23 protein-coding genes, 1 tRNA gene and 1 pseudogene are annotated in these 23711 nt (G+C 65.4%); 7 read left to right on the top strand and 18 right to left on the bottom strand.

What is annotated here, in order from left to right:
* The 7 genes from FHU37_RS29660 to FHU37_RS15130 form a co-directional block, all read right to left on the bottom strand.
* Positions 1-396 (bottom strand): phage tail termination protein, encoded by a 396-nt coding sequence (locus tag FHU37_RS29660; RefSeq protein ID WP_512699021.1) that lies wholly within the window; start codon positions 394-396, stop codon positions 1-3.
* Between the two features lie 1310 nt (positions 397-1706).
* Complete coding sequence (locus FHU37_RS15155; RefSeq protein WP_179814702.1) at positions 1707-2651, bottom strand: major capsid protein; 945 nt, start codon at positions 2649-2651, stop codon at positions 1707-1709.
* A 42-nt stretch (positions 2652-2693) separates the two neighbouring features.
* A complete protein-coding gene (locus FHU37_RS15150; RefSeq protein WP_179814701.1) occupies positions 2694-3359 on the bottom strand; it encodes a hypothetical protein in 666 nt (221 codons plus the stop codon).
* Between the two features lie 12 nt (positions 3360-3371).
* Positions 3372-4346: a VG15 protein gene (locus tag FHU37_RS15145; protein WP_446680295.1), complete on the bottom strand. Its 975-nt coding sequence runs from the start codon at positions 4344-4346 to the stop codon at positions 3372-3374.
* Positions 4347-4357: 11 nt separating this feature from the next.
* A complete protein-coding gene (locus FHU37_RS15140; protein WP_179814700.1) occupies positions 4358-5779 on the bottom strand; it encodes a phage portal protein in 1422 nt (473 codons plus the stop codon).
* Between the two features lie 41 nt (positions 5780-5820).
* Positions 5821-7524, bottom strand: coding sequence for a terminase large subunit (locus tag FHU37_RS15135; protein ID WP_179814699.1), 1704 nt, complete (start codon positions 7522-7524; stop codon positions 5821-5823).
* Positions 7502-7975, bottom strand: a complete 474-nt coding sequence (locus FHU37_RS15130) for a phage terminase small subunit P27 family (RefSeq protein WP_246450922.1) — start codon at positions 7973-7975, stop codon at positions 7502-7504. Before FHU37_RS15130 ends, FHU37_RS15135 begins: the two co-directional genes overlap by 23 nt.
* A gap of 311 nt (positions 7976-8286) precedes the next feature.
* On the opposite strand from FHU37_RS15130, the gene FHU37_RS15125 reads away from it, so the two are divergent.
* From FHU37_RS15125 to FHU37_RS15115, 3 genes are all read left to right on the top strand, one after another.
* Positions 8287-8475 (top strand): hypothetical protein, encoded by a 189-nt coding sequence (locus tag FHU37_RS15125; RefSeq protein ID WP_179814697.1) that lies wholly within the window; start codon positions 8287-8289, stop codon positions 8473-8475.
* Between the two features lie 672 nt (positions 8476-9147).
* Positions 9148-9387, top strand: coding sequence for a hypothetical protein (locus FHU37_RS15120; protein WP_179814696.1), 240 nt, complete (start codon positions 9148-9150; stop codon positions 9385-9387).
* 133 nt (positions 9388-9520) lie between these two features.
* A complete protein-coding gene (locus FHU37_RS15115) occupies positions 9521-9868 on the top strand; it encodes a hypothetical protein (protein WP_179814695.1) in 348 nt (115 codons plus the stop codon).
* Between the two features lie 45 nt (positions 9869-9913).
* Here FHU37_RS15115 and FHU37_RS15110 read toward each other — a convergent pair whose 3' ends face one another.
* The 7 genes and pseudogenes from FHU37_RS15110 to mca form a co-directional block, all read right to left on the bottom strand.
* Positions 9914-10123, bottom strand: a complete 210-nt coding sequence (locus FHU37_RS15110) for an Acb2/Tad1 domain-containing protein (protein WP_179814694.1) — start codon at positions 10121-10123, stop codon at positions 9914-9916.
* A 127-nt stretch (positions 10124-10250) separates the two neighbouring features.
* Positions 10251-10580 (bottom strand): hypothetical protein, encoded by a 330-nt coding sequence (locus FHU37_RS15105; RefSeq protein WP_179814693.1) that lies wholly within the window; start codon positions 10578-10580, stop codon positions 10251-10253.
* 430 nt (positions 10581-11010) lie between these two features.
* A tRNA-Leu gene (locus FHU37_RS15100) sits at positions 11011-11088 on the bottom strand.
* Positions 11089-12149: 1061 nt separating this feature from the next.
* The gene (locus FHU37_RS15095; protein ID WP_179814692.1) at positions 12150-13796 is read right to left on the bottom strand and encodes a recombinase family protein; all 1647 of its coding nucleotides are present in this window, start codon (positions 13794-13796) and stop codon (positions 12150-12152) included.
* A 121-nt stretch (positions 13797-13917) separates the two neighbouring features.
* Positions 13918-14715 (bottom strand): annotated as a pseudogene (locus FHU37_RS15090) (thioredoxin domain-containing protein); the annotation flags it as partial.
* Between the two features lie 83 nt (positions 14716-14798).
* Positions 14799-15038 carry a hypothetical protein gene (locus FHU37_RS15085; RefSeq protein ID WP_179814690.1) on the bottom strand — a complete coding sequence of 80 codons (240 nt, stop codon included), beginning with the start codon at positions 15036-15038 and terminating at the stop codon, positions 14799-14801.
* A gap of 108 nt (positions 15039-15146) precedes the next feature.
* Positions 15147-16010, bottom strand: coding sequence for a mycothiol conjugate amidase Mca (mca, locus tag FHU37_RS15080; protein ID WP_179814689.1), 864 nt, complete (start codon positions 16008-16010; stop codon positions 15147-15149).
* Positions 16011-16255: 245 nt separating this feature from the next.
* Between mca and FHU37_RS15075 the strand changes: the two genes are divergently transcribed.
* Positions 16256-16732: a DUF4307 domain-containing protein gene (locus FHU37_RS15075; RefSeq protein ID WP_179814688.1), complete on the top strand. Its 477-nt coding sequence runs from the start codon at positions 16256-16258 to the stop codon at positions 16730-16732.
* A gap of 180 nt (positions 16733-16912) precedes the next feature.
* Entirely contained in the window at positions 16913-17410 is a 498-nt protein-coding gene (gene greA, locus FHU37_RS15070) for a transcription elongation factor GreA (RefSeq protein WP_179814687.1), read from the top strand.
* Positions 17411-17558: 148 nt separating this feature from the next.
* On the opposite strand, the gene FHU37_RS15065 is transcribed toward greA, so the two are convergent.
* From FHU37_RS15065 to ilvA, 3 genes are all read right to left on the bottom strand, one after another.
* A complete protein-coding gene (locus FHU37_RS15065; RefSeq protein ID WP_179814686.1) occupies positions 17559-18404 on the bottom strand; it encodes an ABC transporter permease in 846 nt (281 codons plus the stop codon).
* Positions 18401-19426, bottom strand: a complete 1026-nt coding sequence (locus tag FHU37_RS15060) for an ATP-binding cassette domain-containing protein (protein ID WP_179814685.1) — start codon at positions 19424-19426, stop codon at positions 18401-18403. The genes FHU37_RS15065 and FHU37_RS15060 overlap by 4 nt, the downstream gene beginning before the upstream one ends.
* 156 nt (positions 19427-19582) lie before the next feature.
* Entirely contained in the window at positions 19583-20797 is a 1215-nt protein-coding gene (gene ilvA / locus FHU37_RS15055; RefSeq protein WP_179814684.1) for a threonine ammonia-lyase, read from the bottom strand.
* Between the two features lie 195 nt (positions 20798-20992).
* Between ilvA and FHU37_RS15050 the strand changes: the two genes are divergently transcribed.
* On the top strand, positions 20993-21340 hold the full coding sequence (locus tag FHU37_RS15050) for a hypothetical protein (protein WP_179814683.1): 348 nt from the start codon (positions 20993-20995) through the stop codon (positions 21338-21340).
* 260 nt (positions 21341-21600) lie between these two features.
* Positions 21601-22698 (top strand): gluconolaconase, encoded by a 1098-nt coding sequence (locus FHU37_RS15045; RefSeq protein WP_179814682.1) that lies wholly within the window; start codon positions 21601-21603, stop codon positions 22696-22698.
* 157 nt (positions 22699-22855) lie between these two features.
* Here the strand turns inward: FHU37_RS15045 and msrA are convergent, their stop codons facing one another.
* Positions 22856-23515: a peptide-methionine (S)-S-oxide reductase MsrA gene (gene msrA / locus FHU37_RS15040; RefSeq protein WP_179814681.1), complete on the bottom strand. Its 660-nt coding sequence runs from the start codon at positions 23513-23515 to the stop codon at positions 22856-22858.
* Positions 23516-23711 lie beyond the last annotated feature (196 nt).

The following is a 23711-nucleotide window of genomic DNA, read 5'->3' as shown; positions in this document are numbered from 1 at the left end:
TTACCTCAGTTCATATCCACGGGCAGAGAACTCAACGGCGAACGCATATCTCGGCTGCCCTGATTCTGAATCGGGAAGCCATTGCGGACCGCCGACTTCCAATACGTCATACACGGTGGTCTCGCCACGGACACCAGCCATCGCCAGGACGTACGCACGCACCCGCGACAGTAGGGCTTCTGCGCCCTCTTCTGTGTCGGACCAACAATGGATATCGACCCTAGGTCGATCGACCACCAGCGACCGTCGTGTACCGCCAACCCGTCTGACTCTGACAAACTCAGCCGGTCGAGGGTCGGGTACCCGCGAGAAGGCCAGAATGCCTGGCATGACGGTTCGCAAATACTCCACCACAATGAGCACCGCATCCGGGAACGCGACCACTGGCCTAGCCATCTGCCCCCACATCCAAGGACGCGAGAAGGATGCTTCGAGTATTCTCCGCCGTAGCACCATCTTCGTAGCCAGCGATTACAGCGGCGCGTACACGAAGGGGTCCCGTGGCAATGTCCACACGGGTCTGTGACCCTTGAGCGACGACCTTTTCGTCCATCTTCCGAGCGGCATCAAGAACTGCTTGCTCAGTCTGCGGGTCAGTCAGCAGCCCACGAATGAAGTCGTGGTTGTACCGCATTCGCACAGTCAACGTGTCACCCGCTTTAGTCGTGCCTCTGCGTGATGGAACTGCCGACCGAGCCGGTAGCGTGCCACTTCCCCGTCGACTTCCAGTGTCATTCCCGCCCACTCGACTCGATCCCCCGACTCAGCGGGCAGGTCACGCCCCTTCGAGGTGATGAGTCGCCATCCCGTGACTACTGATGGCCGGTCGCCTGTAGCCTCGGAGGAAGTGTCTGGCTGGACGCTCACACCCTGCACAGGTGTGCGGGATGCGGATGACCAGTCGCGCTGAGTCGAGCTATTCCCGTACTTGTCAGTGACATACGGGGCGTGCAGCACCACGACTGAATCAGCACAGAGAAAGCTCATACAAGCCTCACAGTGGCAGCCGTCCGCCGGTATCGAGCAAGCAAATCCTTGTCGGCCCTAGACAGTGACGCACCGATTGTCTCAGTCGCGTACGTGACGCTGATGCTTCCCACCGTTTCTTGCCGTAGGTCAGCAGGGTTGGTTAGAACGCGCTGTGCGGCCGTTAGAACGACTGCCAGCACATCTCCGGGTACTTCTGCGTACCCGTGCGTGAAAGTGACTGTCACAGGCTCACAGCCCGGTACGTACAGCGAATCACGGACAAGGACGTACGGGACTGATCGCCCGTCGCGTTCGACACTCGACACAGCGATGACCGGCCGCTGTGGTAGATCCACGCGGAATGGGTTGTGGACGGCTGGCACAGGTACGGGATACATCGTTACCGTAGTGGTCCCACGGGTGAAATTTTGGCGAGCCTCAGCACGGACGATGGCGGACACGGTATCCAGAACGGTCTGTGCCGAAGGTGGGAGAGTGCCCTGATCTGTCTGCATCCATGCAGCTAGCTGGTCTACCGTGGCAAGCGCGGGTAGTGGCATGGGTCACTCTCCCCCTTGTTACTCGACTGTCTGTGCGCCACATTCCTGGCAGCGCGTGACTACAACCGGGTTACCCTCGGGTCGGACAGCAGAAAAGCTCTCCATTCGAGGGGTCCGGCAGCCATCAGCGTGCGGAAACTCTGGAGTCTTTCGGGCAGCCATTCAGAGACCCCCCAATCACGCCGCAAGAACGCCGGTCAGACGCGCGGCACCCTTACCACCGAAGACCGCTAGACCCGTGTAGAACTCCAGCCGGGTCCGGTAGACAGGCTTGGAATCAAGCTCACCTAGGTCATAAACCTGAACTCCGCCATTAGTCAGGCCGGTGACAGCCTGATCCCCTTCGGCAGATCCGAAGCGCACTGCGTAAATGGACCCGGCGTTGGTCGCGGTGCCCTGAGTCTCGGTCATCGGGATGATGTCCGCACCAGCGGGAGTCTGGCCAATGTCCAGCAGCGGAATCCCGTTATAGGTGGCCACCATCTTCTGAGTGAGCGCCTCACGGATCATTTCCACGCCGCCCAGTCGACGGGCCGAGGACTTGATCTTGGCAATGATCTGCCTGTTCGTGTACAGCGCGCCGTTAGAGCCGGACAGACCGGGCACAGCGGCAATCAGAGCGTCCAGAGCGTCGAAGAAATCATGGCCACCCGCGACCGGACCCATGCCGTTAGCGTCAGCAGCGATCACCTGAGAGCCGGTAAGCCGCTTCTTCAGTCCATCAAAACCATTAGGCTCAACGGCCGTGTCGCCGTTGATGAAATGGTCCTGAAACTTGTAGGACGCAGCCTTGACCTTCATACGGGTCTGGACCGCACGCTGATCATTCAGGTTCCCGCGAGTCTGCACGATGAATCGGTCAACATCGGCGTCACCACCTAGAATGACCAGAGACTCACTGCGGGGGTTGACCGTACCGGTCGACTCCGTATACCCGGCGTTGACGGCACGGAACTCGACATTCGGTAGAGTCAGCTCCTCGCGGTACGCGTAAGCGTTGCCCTGAATAGTCATAAAAGGAATCCGGTCAAGAACCGGCGATTCCTGCACGAACGTCTCTAGTACGCCTCGCTGTAGGTCATCCTGGGACAGCAGGGCAGCTTCGGGAAGGGTAACAGCCATGTTTCCTCATTGGACTAGGCACATACGAACTTTCGTATGTGGTTAACGGGATCGGCCATACGCCCGCGCCATCCGCTCGACTGGCGAAGTGGGCTGCGGCTCAGAGGACTTTCGGGGGCCTCCGCCCACATCACCCCACGGCTTCGGGTCGGAGCTAGCAGCGAGATAAGGCTTATCCGTCAAAAGCTTGTCAATGGCAGACTTGACAGCCCCTTCATCAGAGGCGTCAATGTCCGTGAAATACTCCGGGTAGCGCGCCGTGTCGGACGGGTCGTTAAGTCGCCCCTTGGCTTCAGCTCGGATGGCAGCCTCAGCCAGACGACCCTCAAATTCGGACCGGATTTCCGCCTTGATGGCCTCTAGATCGGTCCCCTTGACAGCAGCGTTGGCGCGTCGGAGTCGGGCGTTCTCTTCCTTGAGAGAATCCCTCTCCTTCTCGGCAGTCTTGCGGGCATCGCGCTCCGCCTTCAGTGCCTTCTTACCTGCATCCCCTAGGTCGGCCTCGGGATCGTCCTTTGGCTCATTACCAGCGTCATCCGGCCCCTTCTCGGGATCGACACTCGGATCGACACTCGGATCAGCAGTCGGGTCAGTGGCTGGGACCTTGTCACCAGAACCGCCCTTGATAGGCCAAATTGGCCTACCGTCCTTCCGGAACCCGAGCGCCTTTTCGCCAGTGGTCGGGTGGACAGGGAATTCAAACGCCATTAGGAATCGCTCCTATGTGATGTACCCATGCTTTTTCAGCAGGGCAATTTGCAGCTCACGATTTCCGCTTGCTTGTCTTAGGATTTGCTCGGGCATGAGACGCGCTTCCCTGGATCGGGCATACCGCCCCTGTCCGGTGTACTTCTGAAAGCCAGCGTCCAGCGCCCTACCGCCGATACCACGTCGCGTGGTCCCTTCGGTAGTCACCTGCTTACCTGTCGAAGTAGTCGTCATGCCCCGCCGCGCGTTCACTATCTGCGAGATGTCCGCGCCGTTTTCAATTGCCTCAGCACCAGCTACACCGAATCGTCGTCGGCGCTCCTCCGGTGTCATCTGCTGAAAAAGCGTCTCTGGGCTAGGCTGGTCCTTCCACTCGGACTCGCTTAGCGGTTCCATGCCGCAATCACAGCGCGGATGGCGCTTAAAGCCCGTTGAGTAGCTGTACTGCCTACCGGCAAGGACAATGCATCGAGAACACGCCGGTAGCCGCACCACTCGCACATAAGCCACACAGCGCGGCTCTGCTGTCATAGCTACTTGCGTGGCTGTACGGGCCGTGTCTGTGACGGTGGTCGCCACGATCGTGGCCATCTGATTGAGTCCGCGCACCATAGCGGCTTCGCCGCTCATGCCCATTTGAAGGGCTTGGGCCGTGGTCATCGCTGGGAGGTACAGAAGTGTCGCCAGCGCTCTTCCGTCGGCCGCGATACCGGCAAGCGATCCCGGTACCATCCGAGTCGTAGCCGCGATACCCGCACCTTGAGCCATCATGGCACCCGCCACAAAAGCCTGAGCACCCTGTGCCACCGATAGCTGTCCGGCTATGACAGCGTTGAGAATCTGTCGACCGGCTTCCGCCTGCATCGCTGCCAAGATTCGGTCAGGAGCAATGTCCTGCCAAATGGTCTGTACGGCCTCTACAACGCCTCTCGCAACCGTCTGGACTTGCTCGTACCTAGCCTCAGCGATAGCGCCCGACGTGGTCATACAGGGCCCCTCTAATCGGTGTCAGGATCGGGTGCTTCAACCGGCGCCGGACCGAAAAGACCCGCAACGTTACCACCAACAATTGCGGCGGCTTGATCATCGCGCATGCGAAGCCACCGCTCGATTTCGTCGGGCTGGACACCCGGAATGCGCTCCCACAGAGCTTCGTCCGGCACGCCGATGGCCTTGTACTTTGTAAGCGCGTCAGCGTACTGAGCCTCGGACCTGAACTGGGCATCGCGCCACACGACGGAACCGAGCGCCAAAGCTTCAGCTCGGCCTGTATCGCCATCGGCCAGCGCATCTAGCCTCATGACCTCGCGGATACCAGCGCCGAAGAAGCGCTGCCCCTCCTCCACCTTGGAGACAAGTCCCGCCTCAGACGCGATAAGGGCATCCGCGCTGATGTTGACCATTTGACCAGTAAGGTATGAAGGCGGAGTGCGCGTCTGGGCTGCAACATGTCGCACGACCACTTCGATGACAGCCGTGTAATTGGTCAGGTCGGCGGCACTGAATTCAGCAATCCGAGCATCCGGACTTTCCAACCACAAAAGTCGGTTAGATCTGAACTTGCCAATAGGCAAGTCCTCTTCACCAACAACTTCGCCGTTGGCATCAAGGATTTCGCGCGTAGGTCGCAGCATTCCCAGGACAGCCCGCGCGGGCAGCGCAATCTCATCCGACCCAGTCAGTAGGTGCGCCCACAGCGCGTTCATCGCGTCCTGTAGGGGGACCACGCTTGCTATCTCACTCTTGGGCTTTCCGTTCAGTCGTGAGCGGTTCTCCAAAGCCACAAGTGGTACCGACCTGAGCGGATTGCTCATCTCGCGCTCTAGCATCCACGCGGCACCGCTGCTTACAAATGTCCAGTCACTCGGATGTGCTGGCATACCCGCACGACCGATATCTCTGCTGAACCAATACACGCGGTCAGGCAGGAAAAGTGTGGCGCGCTCCCTATCATTCTCGACCCAGATGACAAGGCCAGCAGCACGCACCCGGCGCTTACCGGGCACGTACTCCACCACAGCCCTGGACGCGTCATGGAACGTGATCTCGGTCTGGACACCATCCGGCTTCCACACCAGCGCGTATGAACGGCCGGTGATCAGCGCTTCCAGCAGCGCGAGACTGATCTCTACGTCACATTCGTTCCTGCGCCACGACCGCCACGCCGCCTTGTCGAGCGTCCCATCTTCCAATCGGAAAGCCATGGGCATAAGACGCTCAACAGTGACATCTGGGATGACCTGACACCAGTTGTCGGCGAATCCGTCGAAGATTCCACCCGTCTGCGTGGCGAATTCAGGGCTGGTGAACTTTAGCGGTTGCTTACCGTCGTAGTAGTCCGACCACACGCGGGTGAGCTGGTGCCGTCGCTTGAGCTTCGAGTACAGCCGCCCGAGCGTGTCCATTGGGGACTCTGCCATGCGCGCCCCCTTCCGGGTCACATACGAACTTTGGTAGGTGGTCAGGCGCTTACCGCGCGCGCCTTTCGAATCGGTCGCCGCAAGTAGCCATCTAGCGCCATGACTGATGCTGCAATTCCGTCAATTCGTGCAGACGACTTGTTCCTGTCCGGCTTCACTGGACGTATGTTGTCGTTGCCATCGGCATAGATCTCCACACACGATGCGTTCCATCGAAGGATCGGATGGCCGCCATGCCTGATGAGCCCTTCTCGTAGAAGGCGCTCCAGTTCCTTGGACCCCGGTCCCATGCCCAAGTAGGTTTGTGCCACTGGCACCAAATCCACGCCTCGGGTCTTACTGTCTACGCGCTGTACAAGCTGCCCAGCGAACATCCGGTCGTACGAAATGCGCTGAACGTCCAGACGCCGACAGTCGGCGATAATTTGCTTTTCGATGGTGTCGTAATCAATGGCATCACCCTCAGTGAGAGTCAGGAAGCCTTCGCGCGCCCACTGCCGTAGCGGCACTTGAAGCTGGTTCTCCAGCTCATCGACCCGCTCTTCCGGTAGCCAGAACCGCGAGACAAGCTCAAGCTCAACTCCGGGCTGCCTTGATTCAACGGCCAGTACCCAAGCCGACAAGTCCGATACAGCGGACAGGTCAACGCCACCCCATGCACGCCTGTGCCGGAATCGCTTGTCGTCCACCATGCCAGCGTTGGCGTCCCACAGTGGCATAGGCAGCCAGCGGGTAGACGCACGCATTCGGCGATTGAGCGACAGTCGGCAAAAGGTCGGGAAGTACGAAGGGGAAGCCTTAGCCTTAGCGGCTTCTCGGCGCATATAGGCAAGCGATGGAGACGTACCTAGCCCGGGGTTAGCCTTGCGCCACGTGGCTTCGTCAAAAGGATCGTCGCCCTCTTCGGCAGCCCAAATGACACCGTAGTGCCCGGGGTCCGACACGACATTCTCTGCAATACGCCGAGTGTACGTATGCTTTTCGTCGTAGATCGATCCTTCTTCGCCCTCATCGGCAGTCGTGATGAAGACCACAAGCGGCTGATCGCGCGCGCCCGTGCCGGTCTCGATAGCGTCGACAAGATCCCGCTTCTGATGGACGTGCACCTCGTCAATGATGGCGCCAGAGACGTTCAGGCCGTGCGCTGTTTCAGCGACCTTGGAGAGGGCCCGGAAGACTCCGCCTGTGCGCGGTACTCGAATGACGCCTCTGAGCACTTCAGCACGCCCGCGAACGGCGTGGCTTGTCAGCGCCATTCGCTTTGCGTCGTCGAAGACCCGCTCCGCCTGTGGCAGAGATCCGGCGGCTGCGTAAACCTCTGCACCGACTTCTCGGTCCGCAAGCAGGAGCGTGAGACCAATGCCGGACGACAGAGTTGACTTCCCGTTCTTACGCGGGACCTCAACCCAAGCGGCACGAATCACGCGAACGTCGCGGTCCGCCTCTGGGTCGTAGTACAGCCACCCAAAGATAGGGGCGATAACCCAAACGATCTGCCATGGAGCTAGCCTCAGAGGGCTTGCACCCCACCGACCCTTAGTGTGCTTGAAAGACTCGATAGCTTTGATCGCGCGCCGAGCGGCTTCTACAGAGAAGTACGCCCCCGGCTGCTGGTCAGCTTGGAAGGCAACGACCAGCGGACGACTATTCCGAGACTCTTCGATCTGCTCGGCCGTAAGCCCTAGCTCAACAAGTGCATCGATGGGCACTGGAAGGGTCGCCTCAGTCGAATACGTCTCCGTCATCTGATCCCCCGTTCTCAGGCGGCTGTATGCGCCCACGGGCGGAAGGCGAAAGACCTAGCTCACCGATATAACGGGCAAGCTGCGATCGGTACTGACCGACAATCGTGGTAGCACCATTCTTCTGCCACCCACGCTCGCCCTGCATTAGAAGACCGTTCTTACTAATCTCTCGCTCACACTGATCAATACGCGCTACGCAAATGCAGTAGTCCTTCAGCGTGGCCGTGTCCACGTCCCCGATGCCCGCCGTGTACTCCAGCACAGGGACTATTCGACGCCACTCCTCGGAAGCAACTTCCCTACAGCGCCGGTTCTCTGCGTCTGACCCACGAAAAGTCTGCTTCCAGTCAGGCTCAACAAGGTCACCCGGCGGTACCACCACGCCAGGATTGATCGGTCGCTTGCCAGGATTACCCTCGCGCACCACCTGTAGCGCGGGCTTCTTCCGCATCGGGTCCGCCATGGGGTCACCTACCAAAGTTCGTATGTGAGTTGTGCGTCTAGCGCCAATCGGCTACAGTGGGCGTCACGCCAACCGGCACCGACTAAGGGATACACGTGATCACATCCAAGGCACTGCGTAGGCTCTGGACAGACAACCGTCACCAGCCCGCCCTACTACCCGTGCGAGACATGCTGCTACACACGGACGTAGACGCTAACCTCGAACCCACGGATGCAGGTCTACAGCGCATCGCTGACGCGCTAAACCAGCTCATCAAGGCGGCACAGTCGGTGCCTGACCGAGAGGAGCGGTAAGCCATGATGAAAGAGTCGTACCTGGTTAAGTTCATCGACGGGTCAGAAGAAACCGTCGTAGCATCCAAGCTGATCTACGAAGAGTCAGGAATCCTGTTCACAGGTCGCCTGCATAGTCAGCAACCGAACGGCTTCGTGGCCTTCGTTCCGTACAGCGCGCTACGCATGGTGCGACACGATCCGAAGAAGTAGCCCGAAAGCCCTCGGTCATCACGGCCGAGGGCTTCTTACCGGCTAGGCCACCTACGAACTTTGGTAGGTGACTTGCGCTGCGCTCGGCCCCGTGCTTAACTTCTCTTAGCCGGGCAACCGGCAAGCCTGTCAGGCACACCAACTGAAAAGGGAGTCACATGCGAGCATGGTTGGCTGGTGAACTGGAAGCTGAGGGCTTCACCGGTCCGTACATTACAGCCGTGGGGCACGCGGCTCGTAGGACACGCATGTACACCACCACGATGAAGCGTGGGGACAAGGCCGAAGCTCGCGGGGCGATGAACGCGTACCTTCACATGGCGGAAGTGCTACTCATCGACTCGCACGGATTGTCCGCACCCGATGCTGAGCGTCAAGTGAAGGTCCACGTGCGACGCTGGATCGAGGCAGCTAACCAAGAGAGTTACACGGGTAACGACCAGCCGTAATATCCACTAGCAACAAGGAAGGCACCTACGCAGCGTGCGACCGGCATCTAGCTCAGGTCGACGCCCTGGTACTACACTTGCCGAAGAAGTAGTCAAGAAACCCCTCGGTCAGCACGGCCGGGGGGTTTCTTGCTGGGCCCACATACGAACTTTGGTATGTGACTTGCACTGGCGCGCGCCATGGTGTGTACTGGCACTACCGACCACACCGGAGGAACCCAACATGGACACCCAGTACGATATCAAGAACACTTTCCGTCGTGGTGACCTGGCGATCGTGGTCACCAGCCACGGGCAGGTGTACGCAGGTCAGGGATGTGAGCGCGTCGGAGAGGATCTGTTCCGAGTCTGGATCTCAATGCGGCACGGTGACAGGATCTTCGACAGCTCAGTGGACGTTCGATCGGCAGAGGTGCGACAGATTGTTCGCAACGGGGTGGTCATCTGGACCAACCGCGACTAGTGGCACCCACAGGGCCCCCGGCAACTAGCCGGGGGTTTCTTGTTGTCTCCACACGCGAGCTTTGGCGCGTAACTTGCCTGCACGGTGCCAACTGTGCTTAGCTAATCCCAGCGGTAAGCACTAGGAGGTAAAGATGTCAGGCTGGTTCATCAAGGGGATTACGGACGAGTCGACCCGCTGTGACGTGTGCGGCAAGATGGAACTCAAGCGCGTTGTGCACCTGGTGACTGGTGATGGTGACGAGCTGTACGCCGGTACCACATGTGCCGCTCGTAAGGTCGGCGTCAAGGCGGCAGACATGAACCGTGCAGTCAAGAGCTACATGACTCGACTGGAGATCGCTCGCTGTGACTTCCCCGACTATTTCCGCAGGACGTTCAACATGAGTGTCGAACAGTTCATCCGGTCGGCCCCCGTGAACCGAGAGGTGGCCGAACGAATCTATCGCCGGTACATGGCAGCCGAAGGTTTCACGGTCTGAAAGCCACCCGATCAAACCCCCGACCATCAAAGGTCGGGGGTTTTCTCATGCCCGCGCGAGCGCAGCGTTAGCCCAGAACAAGACCTCTTCGAGCTTGGTAATCGCTAGACGCTTCTCACGCCCGTCGGGCAGTAGCTCGTTCAGGTGGTCGGCCAGTGCCCGACATGACTGCCGTGCGCTGGTGTGTTCGTCTCGCTTCTCCTGCCTAGAGGCAGCGCGAAAAGCGAAGCGATGCTCGATGTCATGTGCGTCCATGCCACTCCTCGTGTCCCGCGCAAATTGTCACAGTTGCGGCGCTAGGGCTCGACCTCCCTGCCGACTGACCTCATGGCCCGGAGGGGGTCCCTCCCCAGGGGGTAGGTCGCTCCGCGAAGCCGTGGGCTCAGATCCGGACTGCCTGAAAGGTCAGCTCCGCGTGGTCGCCATTGAAAGCCAGCGTCGAACCGTAGTCGGCCACCGGAAAGGGGCCGAACAGATAGACATCACCAACCGGCACTGCCTCAGTCCTAGGCGTGACAGGCTGTCCGTCCACGGTCCGGAACAGATGGAACGTGATCGTGTGTGCATCAACCGCTCCAGTGTTGCGGACAATGAGACCAGTCGCACCGTCATTGACCATCGAGTTGCCATTGGTCACGTCAGCGGGAACAGCGGCAAGCATTTCCACTCCACCACGCTGAGCCTTAGTCACAGCAATTGCGGTTCGAGCCATTAGGTGATTCTCCCTTGTGTGTTATTCCTTGGCACCCGAACAGGTGCCAGCCTTTCAGCATGCCATCCACCGGGTTGACGCTGGGCAGTCTCCCGGTTATGACAGGGGGCACACAGGGGTCTTAGGTGGGTGGGGGTATCTGGATCTACACCCCGGGCTGCCAGCTCTTTGCGGGATAGGGGGTAGTGATCCGCCACGGTGGCCTGTCTGCCACACAGCGCACACCAGGGGTTCCCGTACAGAAAGGCTCGGCGGATACGCTGCCATCGAGACGTGCCGTAGACCGAGTTGCCAGATGCCTTCCGGATGGCCTCAGATTGGCGCCTGTGCGCCTCGCAGCGTCCGCCGGTAGTCAGCTCCGGGCAGCCCGGTACGGGACACGCAGAGCGCGGTTTACGTGGCATGAGGGTCACCTACGAACTTTGGTATGTGGTCCACACGGAGGGATTCGAACCCCCAACGCACAGGGTCTAAGCCTGTCGCCTCTGCCGGATTGGGCTACGTGTGGGCACGCTTCGGTGGTGCAGGGCACGAGCGAAGCGGCGTGGATGACTGGCCTTTCCTACGGGCTCTGCCCGCGCACCCGCCTAGTGTCGGGTTACCCCTCTGGGTGGGACCTTACGTCCAGATGTCCAGAGTCCTACCGACGCCCATACTAGAACCAGCCTGGCGGGTCCCTAGCGCGCGTCCCCGGGAATCGAACCCGGCCACGGATTTCGGCCCGTGGGCAAACCTGCGAACACTTCCCGGGCGCTACCCGGGCTGGTACGTGGCCTTGCGAGGATTCGAACCTCTCCTTGGATCAACCGCTCGCCAGTCGAGCTACAAGGCCGAGTCCCGGGCGCTCAGAACCCCAGTGGAGAGAGGGGACCGGGGGAGCGCGCCGGGAAGTGAAGGGGGGACCACAGTCCGCCGAGTGTGAGTTGTGCGCGCGGGATACATCCCCCTTCGCTCCTTATCTAGTGAGTCGATCGCCTATTGGTTTGCCCTAGGGAGTCGATCGCTTGAGCCTGAGTGTAGAAGTGTAGGTTTGAGGCCGGTTCCCGTAATCGCTATAGAGTCCTATAGGGATTACGGGATTGGGTACTGAAACTACACTTCTACACTAATGGCTGGTCAGAGGGTTGGCGGTAAGGGTGTCGGAATGGTCGTCCTACACCCCATTGCGCCGCCACACAGAAAAGCGGTCCGAGGCACGTTACCCCGGACCGCTCCTCTGTGGCGTAGATCACACCTCGCCTAGGTACCTGAGCACCTTCTTAGCGCGCTGGAGTGCTTCCTCGGTACCGCCCAGCGTGCGAATGGCGCCCTTGCAGGCTTCGCACAACCCCTTGTCCGGGATTGTCGTCCTGCACACAGCGCACTTGCCGACACGGATACCGGCGCGGTAAGCCGCAATGTTGTCTCTCCGCACCTCAGGTGACAGCTGCTCACGCCTTCTCCGTTCGTACTCCGCGTGTCGCTTCCTGTAGCAAGGTCGGCAAACGTTGGTTATGCCGGTTCCGGTCTTGGACTGCGATGGTACGAATTCCTCGATGGCCCGCTTGCAGCCACAGTGGATACACGTTCTCATTTGCTGATCCAATCGAACTCAAGCCGCTCCAGAATTGGAGACTTGTCACCGCGACGCTTTGCGGGATAGATGATGATCCCCTTGCTTCCGAGAGTGCACTTGAGCAGCATCCTCCGTGTCGGCACATCGGCGTCTTCCCACGCCTCGCGCAGAGACGTGGCGTCCAGCAGTGGGGACAGATCCGTCTCGGCATCCATGGCTTCCAGAGTAGCCACCATGGCCTCGATCGTGGCTCGCTGCTGACTGCTCAGCTCCTCGTACCGTTCCTCGGACAACTTGCCGAAGAGGTAGTAGTCCTCTTCAAGCTTCTTGACGCGCCTCTGAGCGGCTTCCAGAGCTTGCCGGGCATGCTCCTTCTTAGCCTGTGTTTCAGGGTCGGAGAAGGCCAGCCAGCGACGCCCGATGGTGATAAGTACGGGGTCTTCGGGGTCTAGTGCTGTGACGTGGCGAATCCATGCCTGACCGACGGCATGGTCTACCCGACTACTCAGGGTGGTCGATCCCTTACATACTGAGACACCACGAGTCACCCGAACCTGACAGCGGTACATCCCCCCTCGCTGCCCTTGCGACCCCATACACAGACCCTCAGTACCGTCGTCCAATACGCGGATACGGCCGCATTTGTACAGGCTGGTACCTAGGTACTTTACTCCGGGCTTCCCCTTTCCAAAGCGGTCGTTTGTCCTTTCGCGAATGTATGACCGGATTTTGTAATACTCCGCGACGGTGATTACACCCGTACCGCATATGCGGGGGTTACCCTGGTCGTCTAGCATCGGCTCACCGTATCCACGCCACGAGCCCAACGGGTTACCGTGTTCGTCTGTCCTGCGCTCGCGAACGGGCACCATTCCGGCGAACAAGGGACTTTGGACAAGCTTACTTACCGCAGTAGGCGACCATGTGTGCCCGCCTCGGGTCCTTCTCTCTTCTACGTTCAGGATGTGCGCCACATCCTTGGTCGTGAGTGGAGTTCCCTCCTTGTGCTTCCACTCGTCGGGAAGATCTCTGGCTTCTCCTAGGAGTAGATCAGCCAGCCTACGGGCCGTCGGGAATTCGTTCGGGTCCGGCTCGATACGCCCGCTGGGCTTTCCATTCGGTAGCCGTGGGCTCATGGTGCCAAAAGGTGGCCTACCGGTTCCCCGGCGGTTCTCTGCCTTGTGTGCGTCGTGCCCGGTCTTGACCCTGAGTGCAATGTCTTTAGCTTCGTCACGCGCGCGTTCGCTGAGCATTGCGAAGATAGTGCGCACTCCGGGCTGTGAGCTGTCCAGTCCCTCAATGATGCTGACTAGCCGGGCGCGCCGATCCTCGAATTCGTCCAGCATTCGACCCACGGCGCCCATTCCTCGCCGGTCGAATCTGTCCGTCTTCCAGATGCCCATAGTCTTTGACTTACCGTCAAGTATGGCCTTAGTGCACTTCTCGAATTCAGCACGGCGCACGTAAGACTTCGAAGCGCTGAGTTGTTCGAACCAGACGTGACGGATTTGCAGGTGGTTGTTACGGGCCCACCGAGAAATGTCCCTCAGATGTGCCCTCAGTACCGCCAGATCCTCCTTCTTGTTGCTTCGACGCAAGTACACGTCCATTAGGTGGTCGGGTTCAGCGGTGGCGGGTTTGTCCAGTCCCAGTTCTGCCATCTCCTCAGCGGACAACCCCAGTGACACCAACGTGGCATGATCAGCGCGCAGCACAGTGCCCCCTCCTAGGCGGGTGATCGGTACCGCTCATGCTAGCGGATGGTGGTCCTGTGATGTGTCACTTCTCGAAGTGCGGCACCACCCACGCCGCGTCCACGCTGTAGCGCGCGAAGCCGCCGCCGAGCTGGTCGCAGATGCCGCCCTCGGCCATCCGCCGGCAGGTGGTCTCCACCATGCGCAGCGCCTCGGGGTCACCGGTGCGCGCGTGGTGGCGCAGCAGGAACTCCAGCACCATCGAGGGCGGGAACTTCGGCGCGCCGCCGAAGCCGCCGCGTGCCTCGTCGAAGCCGCGCAGCAGTTCCTGGACGGCGGCCCGCTGGTCCTCCTCGCCGGGGGCGCCGCGCTCCTTGAAGGCGGGGCCGCGCGAGCCGAGCTGGCGGACGAGGTCCGCGGCGGCGGAGGCGACCTCCTCCCGGCGGTCCCGCCAGGCACCGGCGACGCCGCGCAGCACCTGCTCGAAGGAGGGCAGCCCGCCGCGCGGGCGGGGCGGGAAGTAGGTGCCGAAGTAGAACGGCTCGCCGTCCGGCGTGCAGAACACCGTCATCGGCCAGCCGCCCTGGCCGGTCGCGGCCTGCACGGCCTCCATGTAGACGGCGTCGACGTCGGGGTGCTCCTCGCGGTCCACCTTGACCGGCACGAAGAGCTCGTTGACCAGGCCGGCCAGCCGCTCGTCCTCGAACGACTCGTGCGCCATGACGTGACACCAGTGACACGAGGAGTAACCGACGGACAGCAGCACGGGGAGGTCCCGCCGGCGGGCCTCCTCGAAGGCCTCCGGACTCCACGGCCACCAGTCGACCGGATTGTCGGCGTGCTGGAGCAGATAGGGGGATGTCGAGGCCGCGAGACGGTTGGGCATGTCGCCATCCTCTCCCACCCGGGCCGGGGGAAACCCGCCGCGCGGCCCCACGGCGCGCCCGGCGGGCCCGCGAGGGCGGGGCGCTACGCGCCGGCGGGGTGCTGGCCGCCGTTGCCCGGGGCGTTGCCGGCGGAGTTGTCGCCGCGCTCCGGGCGGTCGGGCCGCTCCTCGAAGTTCACCCGGCGCAGCTGCTTGCTGAGGGACCTCGCCAGGAACCACACGGCCACGCCGATCAGGGCGATGACCAGGAACCCGAGGGCGCCGGGGGTCACCAGGTCCTGGTCGAGCTCCTGCGGGGCGGCGAGGAGGAAGAAGGTGTTCACCCTTCCATCGTCCCACCGCGCGCGGGGCCGCCGGCGGCGGGGTGGCCACCGGCGGCCGGGTGCCGCCGGTGGCAGGGTGCCGCCGGCGGCAGGGCGATCAGCTGGCGATCAGGCGCGGATGCCCGCGAACAGGTCGTCCTCCGGGATCTCGGTGTCCACGAGCGACTTCACCAGCTCGAAGTCCTCGGTCGGCCAGATCTCCCGCTGCATGTCCAGCGGCACGTGGAACCACGGGCCGTCCGGGTCGATCTGGGTGGCGTGGGCGATCAGCGCCTTGTCCCGCACCTCGAAGTAGTCGGCGCACGGCACGCGGGTGGTCAGGGTGCGCTGGTCGCGCTCCTTCCACCGCTCCACCCACGAGGCGTACGGCGACTCCATGCCGCGGGCCAGCAGGGCCTCGTGCAGCGCCACGGTGCGCTGCCGGGACATGGTCTGGTTGTAGTACAGCTTCAGCGGCTGCCACGGCTCGCCGGCCGCCGGGTAGGCGTCCGGGTCGGCGGCGGCGTCGAAGGCCACCATGCTGATCTTGTGGGTCATGATGTGGTCGGGGTGCGGGTAGCCGCCGTTCTCGTCGTACGTGGTGATCACGTGCGGGCGGAACTCGCGGATCAGCCGCACCAGCGGCTCGGCGGCCGTCTCCACCGGCTGGAGGGCGAAGCAGCCGTCCGGCAGCGGCGGCAGCGGGTCGCCCTCGGGCAGGCCGGAGTCCACGAACCCCAGCCAGGACTGCTTGACCCCGAGGATCTTGCGCGCCTCCTCCATCTCGTGCGCGCGCACCTCGTGGATGTGCTCCTCGATGTACTTGTCCCCCTGGAGCTTGGGGTTCAGGATCGAGCCGCGCTCTCCCCCCGTGCAGGTGGCCACCATCACGTCCACCCCCTCGGCGACGTACTTCGCCATGGTGGCCGCACCCTTGCTGGACTCGTCGTCCGGGTGCGCGTGCACCGCCATCAACCGCAGCTGCTCAGTCACGCCGGTTCCCTCCGCGCCGTCCGGCGCCCGCCGGAGACGTGCACGACGGCCCGGCTGCTGACCGGGCCGCCCTCGGTACGCTCTACGCTCTCTATAGTGGCGGATGCGGGGCACGAGGCCCGCCCCCGCCATTCGCCCCCAGGGGGAACGCTCGGGCCGAGCCGGTGATTCCCGCGGCGCCCCCTGGTCGGCCCGGTCCTGGTCGGCGTTGCGCGCCGCTCCCCACGGCTCCCGAGGAGGCCCTCATGACGGCGCCGGTGCCCCCCGCCCCCTCCACCCCCACGGATTCCCCGGAGACGGCCTCCACCGCCGCGGAGCCCACCGGCGCGGCGTCCCCCGCCGCGGCCCCGCCGGCCGGTCGCTACGGCCGTTCGGCGGCCCGCCGGGACCGCCGGCCGCTGGTCGGCGCGGTGCTCGGGGTGGCCTTCCTCGCCCTGCTGGGCTGGATCGGCTGGTCGTACCTGTCCGGCAGCACGATCTCCGGCACGGTGATCGCCTTCGAGGCCACCTCGGACGAGACCGTGCGGGTCCGCCTGGAGGTCGCCAAGGAGGAGGGCGTGGAGGGCGTGTGCACGATCCGCTCCCGCTCGGTCGACGGCGTGGAGGTCGGCCGGATGGACGTGGAGTTCGCCGCCGAGGAGACCACGGCCGTCCGGGTCGTGGAGATGCGCACCAGCGCCCGTGCCAGCACCGGGGAACTCCTGCACTGCCAGACGCGTTGACAAGACACGGAACACCAGGTGATTGACAGGCGACGACGGAGTGAACGATCTTCGTCGTCTTCGTGGTCTCCCCTGGTCCGACCCTGAATTGTTAGGCTAGGGGTTTCGCCCCGCGGTGCAGCGAACACGTTGTACGGCAGGGGCGATTCGTTTATGTCAGCCGAACGACGAGGAGCATCCGTGACCCAGACCAGCGACAGCGTCACCTGGCTCACCCAGGAGGCGTACGACCGGCTCAAGGCCGAGCTGGAGTACCTGTCGGGTCCCGCTCGCATCGAGATCTCCAAGAAGATCGAGGCGGCCCGGGAGGAGGGGGACCTCCGCGAGAACGGCGGCTACCACGCCGCCAAGGAGGAGCAGGGCAAGCAGGAGGCACGCATCCGCCAGCTCCAGCACCTCCTCGACAACGCCAAGGTGGGGGAGGCCCCCGCGGATGACGGCGTCGTCGAGCCCGGCATGGTGGTCACGATCGCCTTCGACGGCGACCCGGACGACACGCTGACCTTCCTGCTCGGCTCCCGCGAGTACGCCGACGACAAGATCGAGATCTACTCGCCGCAGTCCCCGCTGGGCAGCGCCATCAACGGCAAGAAGCGCGGGGACGAGGCCGTCTACGAGCTGCCGAACGGCAGCCGGGCGGCGGTGAAGATCCTGGAGGCCAAGCCGTACCAGAGCTGAGCGAACGGCTGACGAACGGCGGGGGCCCCGGGAGACCGGGGCCCCCGCCGTTCGTCTGCCCCCTCCCGCCGGCCGCCGGCCGTTCGGGTGCCGCCGTCGGAGCGGCGGGGAGGGGATCGGCGGGAGACGGGTCAGCGGGACAGACGGGTCAGCGGGACATCGACTGGTACTTGCGCACCGAGAGGGTGACGAAGGCCAGCAGGATGACCGCGATCCACAGGAAGGACGCCAGGACCGGGTTCTGCATCGGCCAGGCGTCCGAGGGCAGGCCGGTCGGGTTGCCGAACAGTTCGCGCAGCGCCAGCGTGACGGCGCTCAGCGGGTTCCAGTCCGCGACCACCCGCAGCCAGTCCGGCATGCTGACCGGCGCCACGAAGATGTTGGAGACGAAGGTCAGCGGGAACAGCCAGATCAGCCCGCCGCTGGTGGCCGCCTCCGGAGTGCGCACGGACAGCCCGATCAGCGCGCCGATCCAGGTGAAGGCGAAGGCCAGCAGGAGCAGCAGCACCACGCCGAGCACCGCCCGGGCGACCCCCTCGTGGATCCGCCAGCCGACCGCCAGCCCGCAGACCATCATCACCACGGTGACGAACGCGGTCTGCACCAGGTCGGCGGCGGTGCGGCCGAGCAGGACGGCGGAGCGGGCCATCGGCAGCGACCGGAAGCGGTCGACGATGCCCTTGTGCATGTCGGTGGCGATCCCGGAGGAGGCGGAGGCGGTGGCGAAGGCCACCGTCTGCACGAAGATGCCCGGCAGCAGGTACTCCGCGTAGTTGACGTCCTCGCCGCCGGGCACCGGGATGGCGCCGCCGAAGACGTAGCGGAACAGCAGCACGAACATCACCGGCTGGATCAGCGCGAAGAGCGTGACCTCCGGGATGCGCGGCATCTTGCGCAGGTTGTTCTTGGTGACCACCCAGCCGTCGCGCAGGGCGTTGGCGCGCCGGGCGGTGCTGCCCGGGGCGCGGTCGGCGGCGACCGTCGGTGTGCTCATGCCCGGTTCTCCTTCCGTGCCGCGCGGCCGCCGGCCGCCGTCGTGGGGGTGGCCGTCCCGCCGGCCGGCGGCGTCCGCTCGTCCTCGGCGGCGTGGCCGGTGAGGGCGAGGAAGACGTCGTCGAGCGTCGGGCGGCGCAGCGCGATGTCGGCGATGCGGATGCCCTGGACGTCGAGGTCGCGGATGATGTCGGCGAGCGCGCCGGCGCCGCCGCTGACCGGCACGACCACCCGCTTGGCCTGCTGCTCCACGTGGGCCTCGCCCACCGCGTGCTTGGCGGTGGCGGCCAGCGCCCCGGACAGCTCGGCGGGGTCGAGCACCACGACCTCCACCCGCTCCCCGCCGACCTGCGCCTTCAGCTCGTCGGAGGTGCCGCGGGCGATCACCCGCCCGTGGTCGACGACGGCGATGGAGTGCGCGAGCTGGTCGGCCTCCTCCAGGTACTGGGTGGTGAGCAGCAGCGTCGTGCCCTCGTCGACCAACTCGTGGATGATCTCCCACAGCCCGATGCGGCTGCGCGGGTCGAGGCCGGTGGTGGGCTCGTCCAGGAAGATCACCGGCGGGTGGACGATCAGCGATGCGGCGAGGTCCAGCCGCCTGCGCATGCCGCCGGAGTACGTCTTCACCGGGCGGCCGCCGGCCTCGGTGAGGTTGAACCGCTCCAGCAGTTGGTCGGCGCGGTGGGCCGCCTCGCGGCTGCGCAGCTGGTACAGCTCGCCGACCATCTGGAGGTTCTCCCGCCCGGTCAGGTACTCGTCGACGGCGGCGTACTGGCCGGCGAGGCCGATGCTGGCGCGCACCCGTTCGGGCTCGCGCAGCACGTCGTAGCCGGCGACGGTGGCCGTTCCGGAGTCGGGGCGGATGAGGGTGGTCAGCGCGCGCACCGTGGTGGTCTTGCCGGCCCCGTTGGGACCGAGCAGGCCGAGGACGGTGCCCTGCTGGACGTCCAGGTCCACCCCGTCGAGCGCGCGGACTCCCCCGAAGGTCTTCACCAGACCCTCGGCATGGATCACGCCTGGCATGTTCTCGTCTCCTTGACGTCGGTATGCGACAACACCAGCACGCCACCGCCGCGCGGCCGATCAGCGGCGAAACACGCGATGCATCGCAAGTATCGGAGCACGCGATATATCGCGTCAACGCCATTGGCCCGGTCGCTCTCCCCGGCGGGCCGTCCCTCAGTACTCGTCGAGGCGCCAGCCCAGCTCCCGGAGGCGGGCCACCGTCTGCCGGCAGTGCTCCGGCCCCTGCGTCTCCAGTTGGACGTCCACCTCCACCTCGCCCAGCCGGAGACCGGGGCTGGTGCGGATGTGGCTGACGTCCACCACGTTCGCCCCCTGGTCCGACACCGCGCCCAGCAGCTCCGCCAGCATCCCCGGCCGGTCGTCCACCCGGACCCGCATCGACAGGTAGCGCCCGGCCGCCGCCATGCCGTGCTGCAGCAGGCGCTGGGTGAGCAGCGGATCCACGTTGCCCCCGGAGAGCACCGCGACGACCGGCGGAGCGAACGCCTCCGGTTCCTCCAACAGCGCCGCCACCGCCACCGCCCCGGCCGGCTCCACCACCAGCTTCGCCCGCTCCAGACAGAGCAGCACCGCCTGGTACAGCGACTCCTCGGAGACCGTGCGCACCCCCTCCGCGTACCGCTGGACCAGCCCGAACGGCACGTCACCGGGCCGCCCCACCTTGATCCCGTCCGCCATGGTGGACATCGCCGCCAGCGCCAGCGGGTGGCCGGCCGCCAGCGACGGCGGATACGCGGCGGCGCCCGCCGCCTGCACCCCCACCACCGCCACGTCCGGGCGCAGCGAGCGGATCGCCAGCGCCATCCCGGCCAGCAGCCCGCCCCCGCCGGTCGGCACCACCACCGTGCGCACCTCCGGGCACTGCTCCAGGATCTCCAGCCCGACGGTGCCCTGCCCGGCCACCACGTCCGGGTGGTCGAACGGATGGATGAAGACGGAGCCGGTCGCGTCCGCGTACTCCCGGGCCGCCTGCAACGACTCGCCGACGTGCGCGCCGGCCAGCTCCACCCGGGCGCCGTACTCCCGGGTGGCGGCGATCTTCGGCAGCGGCGCGCCGACCGGCATGAACACCGTGGCCTCCACGCCGAGCAGCGAGGACGCCAGCGCCACGCCCTGCGCGTGGTTGCCGGCGCTCGCCGCCACCACCCCGGCGGCCCGCTCCTCCGGGCGCAGCCCGGCGATCCGCACGTAGGCGCCGCGGATCTTGAACGAGCCGGTGCGCTGCAGGTTCTCGCACTTCAGCTGCACCGGACCGCCGACCAGCGCGCTCAGGTGCCGGCTGCCCTGCATGACCGTCGTCCGGGCGATCCCGGACAGCATCTTCCGGGCGCCCCGGACGTCGTCGAGCGATACCGCCTCGCTGTGCATGCGGCCAGTCTTCCACCCCGCCCCGGCGCGGAACCCGATCCCGCCGACGGCCTCCCACGGGGCCCACCGGGACCCTCGTGGGGTCGGCCAGGGGAGCCACATGGCATCGGCCGGGGGACCCCCGTGGGGTCCACCAGGGGGTCAGCGGGGAGCGTCGATTACGCCGGGAACGCCTCGCCCCCTAGGCTCCCTGCCATGAGCACCGAATCTTCCCCCCGCTACGTCCGCCTCCAGGTGGAACTGGTCGTCGAACTGACCGACGAGGAGGCGCTGCGGAACGGCGCCGTGGAGCACATCCGCGCCGACGAGTACATGCCCGAGGAGGACCGCGAGCCGGCGCTGGAGTCGGTCCAGGAGGACGCCTCCGAGGCCGTGGCCTACTTCATCGACCCCTTCGACCTGGTGAGCGACATCCCGGGCGTCGAGCTGGCGCAGGCCTCCTGGCAGTCCGAGATCGCCACCTTCGACCCGGACTCGCTCCTGGAGGACGAGGAGGAGGGCTACGAGGACGAGGACGAGGAGGAGGACGGGGACGACCGCTGAGCGCGGCCCCGCCGACGACGGCCGACCGCTTCGGCCGGGACCACCGCGACCCGCGCGGTCACACCCGGCCGAAGCGCCGCCGCCCGCCCGTCCACATCCCTTCCACAACCCGGCCCGACCCGGCCTGGCCCGGCCCGGCCCGGCCCGCGGCACCGTTCACAACCCTGGCCCGTCCCCTTCAGCGACCCTGTAGGCCGCCCTCAGCAAGACCTCAGGCCGGCCGTTGCCGTCCCCGCGCGCCCCTTGCCACAGTGGATGTCATGTCCGCCGGAGACCTGTCGCCCGCACCGTCGTCCCAGGCTTCCCCGACCCCCTCCCGCCGCGCGCTGCTCCGTCTCGCCCTCGCTGGCGCCGCCGTCGGCGCCTTCGCCGGCGGTCTCGGGCCGGCCCCGCTCGTCCCGTCCGCCGCCGCGCGTCCCGCCACGGAGGCGGCGGGCCGGTTCGGCTCCCCCCTTCCGGACACCATCACCGCCACCGCCCCGGACCTCTTCCCCGAGGGCGTCGCCTGGGACCCCACGCGGAAGGCGTTCCTGGTCGGCTCGGCACTCCAGGGCACGCTCTCGGTGGTCACTCCGGACGGCGTCGTCACCCCGCTGGTCGCCAACTTCGCCCCCGTCTCGGTGCTGGGCGTCCACGTGGACCTCCCGCGCGGTCGCGTCCTGGCCGCCTACAACAACTACTTCCTCCGGGCCGCCGGCTACGACCTCCCGCCGCTGTCCGGGGTGGGCGTCTTCGACCTGGCCACCGGCGCCGTGCGACGCCTCGTGGACATCTCCGCCGGCAGCGCGGACTCCGCGGCCAACGACCTCGCCGTCGACGCCCACGGCACCGTCCACGTCACCGACTCGATCGCCTCCACCATCACCCACGTCGACCGCTTGGGCGTCACCGGTACCGTCACCGACCCCCGCTTCCCCTCCCCGGGCACCGGGCTCAACGGCATCGTGGCCCACCCCGCCGGCTTCCTGGTGGTCTCCCGCTTCGTCGGCGGCCCGCTGTTCCGGGTCGTCCCCGCCCGCCCCGGCCGCCCGGCCCAGGTCACCGAGGTCCGCCTGGACCGCCCGGTGAGCCACCTCGACGGCCTCGGCCTGCGCCCGGACGGCTCCCTCGTGGGCGTCATGAACGACCTGGAGCCCCGGCCTGACGGCCTGCCCGGCCGGGACGCCGTCCTGGTGCTGCGCTCCCGCGACAACTGGCGCCGCGCCCACACCGCCTCCGACCGGCCGTGGCCCGTGCCGGACCCGACGACGGTCGCCGTCACCCCGCACGGCGACTACGTCCTCAGCGGCCAGATCCGCAACCTCGTCACCGGCGTCCCCTCCCCCACCCCCGGAGTCTTCCACCTGCGCCGTCACTGACGGCCACCCAGCCACCCTCCCGGCGAACCGCCTCACAGCCGGTTCGCCGACCCGGAAGGGCGGTGCCCGCAGCCAGAGGGGGGCCGCGGGCACCGCCCCCGGCGCCCACCGCCCGCGCCCCACAGCGCCGGCGGCCGGGCCGGATCCGGTCGAGCGTTCACCCACCCGCCGCGGCGATGCCCACCGGGCAGGTCAGGCCGGTGCCGCCTAGGCCGCAGTAGCCGCCGGGGTTCTTGTCCAGATACTGCTGGTGGTAGGGCTCGGCGGGGTAGAAGGGGGCGGCGGGGGCGATCTCGGTGGTGATGGTGCCGTGGCCGGCGCGGGTGAGGACCTCCTGGAAGGCGGCGCGGGAGGCCTCGGCGGCCTGGCGCTGCTCGTCGGAGTGGGTGTAGACGGCGGAGCGGTACTGGGTGCCGACGTCGTTGCCCTGGCGGAAGCCCTGGGTGGGGTCGTGGGCCTCCCAGAAGACCTTGAGGAGCTGCTGGTAGCTCACCTTCGACGGGTCGAAGACGACCCGGACCGCCTCGGTGTGGCCGGTCAGGCCGCTGCACACCTCCTCGTAGGTGGGATTGGGGGTGTGGCCGCCCTGGTAACCCACAAGGGTGGTCCAGACGCCGGGCACCTGCCAGAAGGCGCGCTCGGCGCCCCAGAAGCAGCCCAGCCCGAAGTCCGCCACCTCCAGCCCCTCCGGGTACGGGGCGGCGAGGGGGGTGCCCAGGACGTCGTGGCGTTCCTGGAGCGGGAAGAGTGGACGCTCGCGGCCCGGCAGGGCGTCCTCGGCGGTGGGCAGGGCGTTCTTGAAGCGGTTGAACAGCATGCCGGCGGCTCCTCGCGTCGTGTGTCCCTGGCATCCCCGAGTCGTTCAACGAGCGGCGGCGGCGCGGCATTCCAGCGGCTCGCCGGCCGGGCGGAGGGCGGGGGACGCAGGTGGGTTTCAGGACGGTCACCGCCGTGTTCCGGCCCGCCTGTGGAGGGGCCCCGGCCCGTACGCTGTGTCGCAGGCGCGCGGGCCG

This window comes from Allostreptomyces psammosilenae (genome assembly GCF_013407765.1).
GTDB classification, from domain to species: Bacteria; Actinomycetota; Actinomycetes; order Streptomycetales; family Streptomycetaceae; genus Allostreptomyces; species Allostreptomyces psammosilenae.
This window is presented reverse-complemented; position numbering and strand designations above follow the sequence as displayed.

Excerpts from the sequence above, each read along its gene's own strand:
- FHU37_RS29660 (WP_512699021.1), bottom strand. The coding sequence starts at position 396 with ATGGCTAGGCCAGTGGTCGCGTTCCCGGATGCGGTGCTCATTGTGGTG.
- FHU37_RS15155 (WP_179814702.1), bottom strand. The coding sequence starts at position 2,651 with ATGGCTGTTACCCTTCCCGAAGCTGCCCTGCTGTCCCAGGATGACCTA.
- FHU37_RS15150 (WP_179814701.1), bottom strand. The coding sequence starts at position 3,359 with ATGGCGTTTGAATTCCCTGTCCACCCGACCACTGGCGAAAAGGCGCTC.
- FHU37_RS15145 (WP_446680295.1), bottom strand. The coding sequence starts at position 4,346 with ATGACCACGTCGGGCGCTATCGCTGAGGCTAGGTACGAGCAAGTCCAG.
- FHU37_RS15140 (WP_179814700.1), bottom strand. The coding sequence starts at position 5,779 with ATGGCAGAGTCCCCAATGGACACGCTCGGGCGGCTGTACTCGAAGCTC.
- FHU37_RS15135 (WP_179814699.1), bottom strand. The coding sequence starts at position 7,524 with ATGACGGAGACGTATTCGACTGAGGCGACCCTTCCAGTGCCCATCGAT.
- FHU37_RS15130 (WP_246450922.1), bottom strand. The coding sequence starts at position 7,975 with ATGCGGAAGAAGCCCGCGCTACAGGTGGTGCGCGAGGGTAATCCTGGC.
- FHU37_RS15125 (WP_179814697.1), top strand. The coding sequence starts at position 8,287 with ATGATGAAAGAGTCGTACCTGGTTAAGTTCATCGACGGGTCAGAAGAA.
- FHU37_RS15120 (WP_179814696.1), top strand. The coding sequence starts at position 9,148 with ATGGACACCCAGTACGATATCAAGAACACTTTCCGTCGTGGTGACCTG.
- FHU37_RS15115 (WP_179814695.1), top strand. The coding sequence starts at position 9,521 with ATGTCAGGCTGGTTCATCAAGGGGATTACGGACGAGTCGACCCGCTGT.
- FHU37_RS15110 (WP_179814694.1), bottom strand. The coding sequence starts at position 10,123 with ATGGACGCACATGACATCGAGCATCGCTTCGCTTTTCGCGCTGCCTCT.
- FHU37_RS15105 (WP_179814693.1), bottom strand. The coding sequence starts at position 10,580 with ATGGCTCGAACCGCAATTGCTGTGACTAAGGCTCAGCGTGGTGGAGTG.
- FHU37_RS15095 (WP_179814692.1), bottom strand. The coding sequence starts at position 13,796 with ATGGCAGAACTGGGACTGGACAAACCCGCCACCGCTGAACCCGACCAC.
- FHU37_RS15075 (WP_179814688.1), top strand. The coding sequence starts at position 16,256 with ATGACGGCGCCGGTGCCCCCCGCCCCCTCCACCCCCACGGATTCCCCG.
- FHU37_RS15065 (WP_179814686.1), bottom strand. The coding sequence starts at position 18,404 with ATGAGCACACCGACGGTCGCCGCCGACCGCGCCCCGGGCAGCACCGCC.
- FHU37_RS15060 (WP_179814685.1), bottom strand. The coding sequence starts at position 19,426 with ATGCCAGGCGTGATCCATGCCGAGGGTCTGGTGAAGACCTTCGGGGGA.
- ilvA (WP_179814684.1), bottom strand. The coding sequence starts at position 20,797 with ATGCACAGCGAGGCGGTATCGCTCGACGACGTCCGGGGCGCCCGGAAG.
- FHU37_RS15050 (WP_179814683.1), top strand. The coding sequence starts at position 20,993 with ATGAGCACCGAATCTTCCCCCCGCTACGTCCGCCTCCAGGTGGAACTG.
- FHU37_RS15045 (WP_179814682.1), top strand. The coding sequence starts at position 21,601 with ATGTCCGCCGGAGACCTGTCGCCCGCACCGTCGTCCCAGGCTTCCCCG.
- msrA (WP_179814681.1), bottom strand. The coding sequence starts at position 23,515 with ATGCTGTTCAACCGCTTCAAGAACGCCCTGCCCACCGCCGAGGACGCC.